The sequence below is a fragment of the Pseudomonas sp. A-1 genome, from assembly GCF_004801855.1.
In the GTDB taxonomy this organism is placed as follows: Bacteria; Pseudomonadota; Gammaproteobacteria; order Pseudomonadales; family Pseudomonadaceae; genus Geopseudomonas.
Map to the genome: position 1 here is coordinate 1 of NZ_SSTC01000156.1, position 5,060 is coordinate 5,060.

The 5,060-nt window shown below is 69.7% G+C and carries 7 protein-coding genes; 5 read left to right on the top strand and 2 right to left on the bottom strand.

Translation table 11 applies throughout. The features are described 5' to 3' along the window. On the bottom strand, window positions 1–1,216 hold a 1,216-nt coding region (hrpB, locus tag E5198_RS20315), incomplete at its 3' end, for an ATP-dependent helicase HrpB (protein ID WP_136491732.1). A 126-nt stretch (window positions 1,217–1,342) separates the two neighbouring features. Here hrpB and E5198_RS20320 point away from each other — a divergent pair. The 5 genes from E5198_RS20320 to E5198_RS20340 all read left to right on the top strand — a co-directional run bounded on the left by E5198_RS20320 (window position 1,343) and on the right by E5198_RS20340 (window position 4,291). Beyond that, a complete protein-coding gene (locus tag E5198_RS20320) occupies window positions 1,343–1,759 on the top strand; it encodes a polyribonucleotide nucleotidyltransferase (RefSeq protein WP_136491733.1) in 417 nt (138 codons plus the stop codon). An 11-nt stretch (window positions 1,760–1,770) separates the two neighbouring features. Next, on the top strand, window positions 1,771–2,643 hold the full coding sequence (locus tag E5198_RS20325) for a cation diffusion facilitator family transporter (RefSeq protein ID WP_136491734.1): 873 nt from the start codon (window positions 1,771–1,773) through the stop codon (window positions 2,641–2,643). A 320-nt stretch (window positions 2,644–2,963) separates the two neighbouring features. Then, entirely contained in the window at window positions 2,964–3,440 is a 477-nt protein-coding gene (locus tag E5198_RS20330) for an Lrp/AsnC family transcriptional regulator (protein WP_136491735.1), read from the top strand. A 174-nt stretch (window positions 3,441–3,614) separates the two neighbouring features. After that, window positions 3,615–3,818, top strand: a complete 204-nt coding sequence (locus tag E5198_RS20335) for a DUF2788 domain-containing protein (protein WP_136491736.1) — start codon at window positions 3,615–3,617, stop codon at window positions 3,816–3,818. 80 nt (window positions 3,819–3,898) lie between these two features. After that, window positions 3,899–4,291 (top strand): globin, encoded by a 393-nt coding sequence (locus tag E5198_RS20340; protein WP_136491737.1) that lies wholly within the window; start codon window positions 3,899–3,901, stop codon window positions 4,289–4,291. A 152-nt stretch (window positions 4,292–4,443) separates the two neighbouring features. Here the strand turns inward: E5198_RS20340 and E5198_RS20345 are convergent, their stop codons facing one another. Then, window positions 4,444–4,989: a pseudouridine synthase gene (locus tag E5198_RS20345; RefSeq protein ID WP_136491738.1), complete on the bottom strand. Its 546-nt coding sequence runs from the start codon at window positions 4,987–4,989 to the stop codon at window positions 4,444–4,446. Window positions 4,990–5,060: the final 71 nt, after the last annotated feature.

Below are 5,060 nucleotides of genomic sequence, written 5' to 3' on the forward strand. Positions count from 1 at the left end.
CGAGGCGCTGCAGCAGCTCGCGGGCCTGGGCCAGCGCGGCGGCCGGCGGCGGGTCGAGCCAGACCAGCTCGCTGGCGTCGTCGACGCCCCAGCGCGCCAGCTGCAGGGCCAGGCCGGCCAGGTCGGCCTGGAGGATCTCGGCGCTGCCGTGGGCGGCCAGCTGCTCGTGCTGGGTCTGCGACCACAGCCGGTAGCACACCCCCGGCTCCAGGCGCCCGGCGCGGCCGGCGCGCTGGGTCGCCGAGGCGCGCGCGATGCGCTGGGTGTCCAGGCGGGTCATGCCGCTGGCCGGGTCGAAGCGCGGCACCCGCTCCAAGCCGGCGTCGACCACCACGCGCACGCCGTCGATGGTCAGGCTGGTCTCGGCGATGTTGGTGGCCAGCACCACCTTGCGCGTACCGGCCGGCGCCGGCTCGATGGCGGCGCGCTGGGCGGCCAGCTCCAGCTCGCCGTGCAGCGGGCAGAGCAGGATGTCGGCACGCGTGCCGAGCGCTTCCTCCAGCGCCGCCTGCACGCGGCGGATCTCGGCCTGGCCGGGCAGGAACACCAGCAGGCTGCCGCCCTGCTCGGCCAGCGCCTGCAGCACGGTCTGCACCACCCGCGGCTCCAGCGCCTCGCCGGGCTGGGCGGCGCGGCCCCACTGGATGTCCACCGGGAACATGCGCCCCTCGCTGCGCACCACCGGCGCGTCGCCGAGCAGCGCGGCCAGACGCTCGCCCTCGAGGGTCGCCGACATCGGCAGCACCCTGAGCGGCGGCCCCTCGCGCAGCAGCTCGCGGCCGCTGAGGGCCAGCGCCAGGGCCAGGTCGGCATCGAGGCTGCGCTCGTGGAATTCGTCGAAGATCACCAGGCCGACGCCCTCCAGGCCCGGATCGTCCTGCAGGCGGCGGGCGAGGATGCCCTCGGTGACCACCTCGATGCGCGTGTTCGGCCCCACCCGGCTGTCCAGGCGGATGCGGTAGCCGACCGTCTCGCCGACCTTTTCGCCCAGCTCGCTGGCCAGGCGCTCGGCGGCGGCGCGCGCGGCCAGGCGGCGCGGCTCGAGCATGACGATGGTCTGCCCGACCAGCCACGGCTCGTCCAGCAGCGCCAGCGGCACCCGGGTGGTCTTGCCGGCGCCGGGCGGCGCCTCCAGCACCACCTCGTGGCGCGCGGCGAGCGCGGCGCGCAGTTCGGGCAGCACGGCATCGATGGGCAGGGCGGAGGACAGGCTCATGGGCACTCGCAACGGCTGACGGCAAGGGCGGCGATTATAGCGGCGAAGCGCCAGCCTTCCGGGTGTCATCGGCAAGCGCGTACACTGTGCGCCGTTTTCAGGAGCCGTCCCCCAAGGAGAAGATGCATGCGTACTTCGCAGCGGATCGTCAGCGGCGTGCTCGCCGCCACCCTGCTCGCCCAGCTGAGCGGCTGCGGCACCCTGTTCTATCCCGACCGCCGCGGCCAGCTGAAAGGCCAGATCGACCCGGCCATCGCCGCCCTGGACGCCATCGGCATCCTGTTCTTCGTGATTCCCGGACTGATCGCCTTCGCCATCGACTTCGGCACCGGCGCCATCTACCTGCCGGAAGGGCGCTACTCGGTGGCGCCGGAGCGCCTGCAGGAGGCTGTCGGCAGCGACGGCCGCGTCGATCCTGTCCGCCTGCGCGCCATCCTCCAGCAGGAGCTGGCCCGCGACCTGCCGCTGGACGACCCGCGCCTGATCCGCCATGGCGGCAGCGTCGAACAGCTGGCCGCCTATGGCCTGTCCCCGGCCGCCTGAGGAGCCCCGCGATGAATCTGAGCCGCGAACACGGCCGCCTGATGCGCCTGGCCTCGGCTGCCGCCCTGGCCACCGCCCTGATTCTGGTGGCCGCCAAGGCCATCGCCTGGTGGCTGAGCGGCTCGGTCAGCCTGCTCGCCGGCCTCACCGACTCGCTGCTCGACGGCGCCGCCTCGCTGGTCAACCTGATCGCGGTGCACTACGCGCTGCAGCCGGCCGACGAGAACCACCGCTACGGCCACGGCAAGGCCGAGGCGCTGGCCGGCCTCGGCCAGGCGGTGTTCATCGCCATCAGCGCGGTGCTGGTCGGCATCCGCGGCTTCGAGCGCCTGCAGGAGCCGCAGCCGGTCGAGGCGACCGGGGTCGGCGTGGCGGTGATCCTGCTGTCGCTGGCGATGACCTTCGGCCTGCTGCTGTTCCAGCGCCACGTGGTCAAGGTCACCGGCTCCACGGCGATCCGCGCCGACTCGCTGCACTACGCCTCGGACCTGCTGCTCAACGCCAGCATCCTCGCCGCCCTGCTGCTCGCCGCCTGGGGCTGGCAGCGCGCCGACGCGCTGTTCGGCATCGGCATCGCCCTGTACATCCTGTGGAGCGCGCTGGGCATCGTCCGCGAGTCGGCCTCGGTGCTGATGGACGAGGAGCTGCCGCTGGAAACCAGCGAGCGCATGCTGCAGCTGGCGCAGAACGTGCCCGGCGTGCTCGGCGCCCACGACCTGCGCACGCGCATGTCCGGCACCCACTGGTTCGTCCAGCTGCACCTCGACCTGCCGGCCAGCCTGACCCTGCAGCAGGCCCACGACCTCTGCGAGGCGGCCGAGCTGGCCATCCGCGCCGAGTTCCCGCGCGCCGAGGTGCTGGTGCACGCCGATCCGCAGCACTGAGCCTGCGCGCGGACAAGAAGAAGGGGCCTGACGGCCCCTTCAAGGTGGTTTCTTCCGGAGTGCGGCGGCGGGTGGCTGCCTGCTCTGCGCAGCGCCTGGTGGGCGGTGCGGGCCTGGGACCGCGACCTCGTGGGTCGGCGGTGGCGCGGTGCCTGATTGGGCTCTGCGCGGGGTGAGCGTCCGGGCCGTGAAACTGATTCAAACTGTACGCTCGCCGATGCAGCAGGTGCTTGCGAAAATTGCACAGAATCCCAGCCCTTGCGCAAGCATCCGCCAATCAGTAAAAGATCAGCGCAATATTTACACAACGAACCATCACCATGAGCAAGCTCGACCGCTACGACCTGCGCATCCTCGCCGAACTGCAGCGCGATGCACGCATCTCCAACCAGGAGCTGGCCGAGCGCATCGGCCTGTCGCCCTCGCCCTGTTCGCGGCGAGTCAGACAACTGGAGGACGACGGCTACATCCTGCGCCAGGTCGCCCTGCTCGACCGCAAGAAGCTCGGCCTGACCCTCACCGTCTACGTGCTGGTCGGCATGGACCGTCACACCCCGGAGCGCTTCGCCCACTTCGAGTCGGTGATCCGCCAGTGCCCGCAGGTGCTGGAGTGCAGCCTGGTCACCGGCATGGAGGCGGACTATCAGCTCAAGGTGGTGGTGCCGGACATGGATCACTACCAGCAGTTCCTGCTCGGCACCCTGACCCGCATCGAGGGAGTATCCAGCGTGCGTTCGAGCTTCGTGCTCAACCAGGTGCTGGCCGGCACCGAGCTGCCGCTGGAGCACCTGCGCTGACCAGCGGCGCTACCGGCCGACGGTTTTGTGACGCTGTCGCATTTTTGAATTTGCCCGCACCAGCGGAGGGTCTATAATCCGCCCGCGTTTTTGTACGCATGCCTGCGTGGCCTGATAGATATAACAACATCGCCCACCCCCTGATCGCTTTCAGACAATCCTGCAGGAGGGATGATGGACCCCGAAGTATTCGAACACTGGATGATGACCGGCCTCATCGTGGCTCTGGTCGGTTTCATGGCTTTCATCGTCTGGGATCTGGCGAAAAAATCCAATGCCGGCAAGTTCGGCACCGCGATTCTCTTCTTTGCCCTCGGTTTGGGCGTACTCGGCTTCGTCATCAAGAGCCTGGTGATCGGCAGCCTCGAAGGCATGTAACCCCCGAAGCACCCGCAAGGCCTTCCCCTGTCGCCAGGATGATGCGACGGGGAGAGCGCCTATTGCCCCGAAGGATAATCATGACCCCCGCCAACCGTGTGATGCAGAGTTACGGACGCTGCTGCGCCAGCCCGAACTTCTTCGATACCTTCTACCAGCACTTCCTTTCCAGTTCGCCGGCGATTCGCGAAAAGTTCACCAACACCGATATGACCGCGCAGAAGCACCTGCTGCGCGCGGGCATCCTCAACCTGGTGCTGTACGCCCGCGGCATGTCCGACACCAAGCTGCGCGCCCTCGGCCAGAGCCATTCGCGCGAAGGCTTCGACATCCGCCCGGAACTCTACGACCTGTGGCTGGACTCGCTGCTGCTGGCGGTCAAGCAGCATGACGCCCAAGCCGCCCAGGAAGACCTGATCGCCTGGCGCGAGGTGCTGGGCAAGGGCATCAACCTGATCAAGTCGTTCTACTGATCCTCCGATCACTGAACGGTCGACAGGCCGTTGAAAAGCGTAGCGAGCGAAAGTCAGGCAAGACGAGAACCGGCGAGGCAGCGGAGTTTACGAGCGGTAAATGAGCATGCCGAGCCGGTTCTCAACGCCGCCTGACCGAGCGCAGTAGCTTTTCAACGGCCTGCCAACTCCGCCGGCACCTCCCGCCACTCTCCCGGCGCCAGGCCGTCCAGGCTCCACGGCCCGATGCGCACCCGCACCAGACGCAGGGTCGGCAGCCCGACCGCGGCGGTCATGCGCCGCACCTGGCGGTTTCGCCCCTCGCGGATCACCAGCTCCAGCCAGCAGGTCGGCACGCTCTTGCGAAAGCGCACCGGCGGGTCGCGCTCCCACAGCGCCGGCGTGTCGATGCGCCGCGCCTCGGCCGGCAGGGTCGGCCCGTCGTTGAGCTCGACCCCGGCGCGCAGGCGCGCCAGCTGCTCCTCGCTCGCCTCGCCCTCCACCTGCACCCAGTAGGTCTTCGCCAGCTTGTGCTTCGGATCGGCGATGCGCGCCTGCAGGCGGCCGTCGTTGGTCAGCAGCAGCAGGCCCTCGCTGTCGCGGTCCAGGCGTCCGGCCGGGTAGACGCCGGGCACCGGAACAAAGTCCTTGAGGGTGGCGCGGCCGTCGGCGTCGGCGAACTGGGTGAGCACGTCGAACGGCTTGTTGAGCAGGATCAGCCGCGGCTCGCGCGGCGGCGCCTTGGCCTGGCGGCGCGGCGGCTTGGCGGTGGCCGGGCGCGGCCCGGGCC

Coding starts and splice junctions, on each gene's coding strand:
- E5198_RS20335 (WP_136491736.1), top strand. CDS start 3,615: ATGGACCCCGAAGTATTCGAACACTGGATGATGACCGGCCTCATCGTG.
- E5198_RS20340 (WP_136491737.1), top strand. CDS start 3,899: ATGACCCCCGCCAACCGTGTGATGCAGAGTTACGGACGCTGCTGCGCC.
- E5198_RS20325 (WP_136491734.1), top strand. CDS start 1,771: ATGAATCTGAGCCGCGAACACGGCCGCCTGATGCGCCTGGCCTCGGCT.
- E5198_RS20320 (WP_136491733.1), top strand. CDS start 1,343: ATGCGTACTTCGCAGCGGATCGTCAGCGGCGTGCTCGCCGCCACCCTG.
- E5198_RS20330 (WP_136491735.1), top strand. CDS start 2,964: ATGAGCAAGCTCGACCGCTACGACCTGCGCATCCTCGCCGAACTGCAG.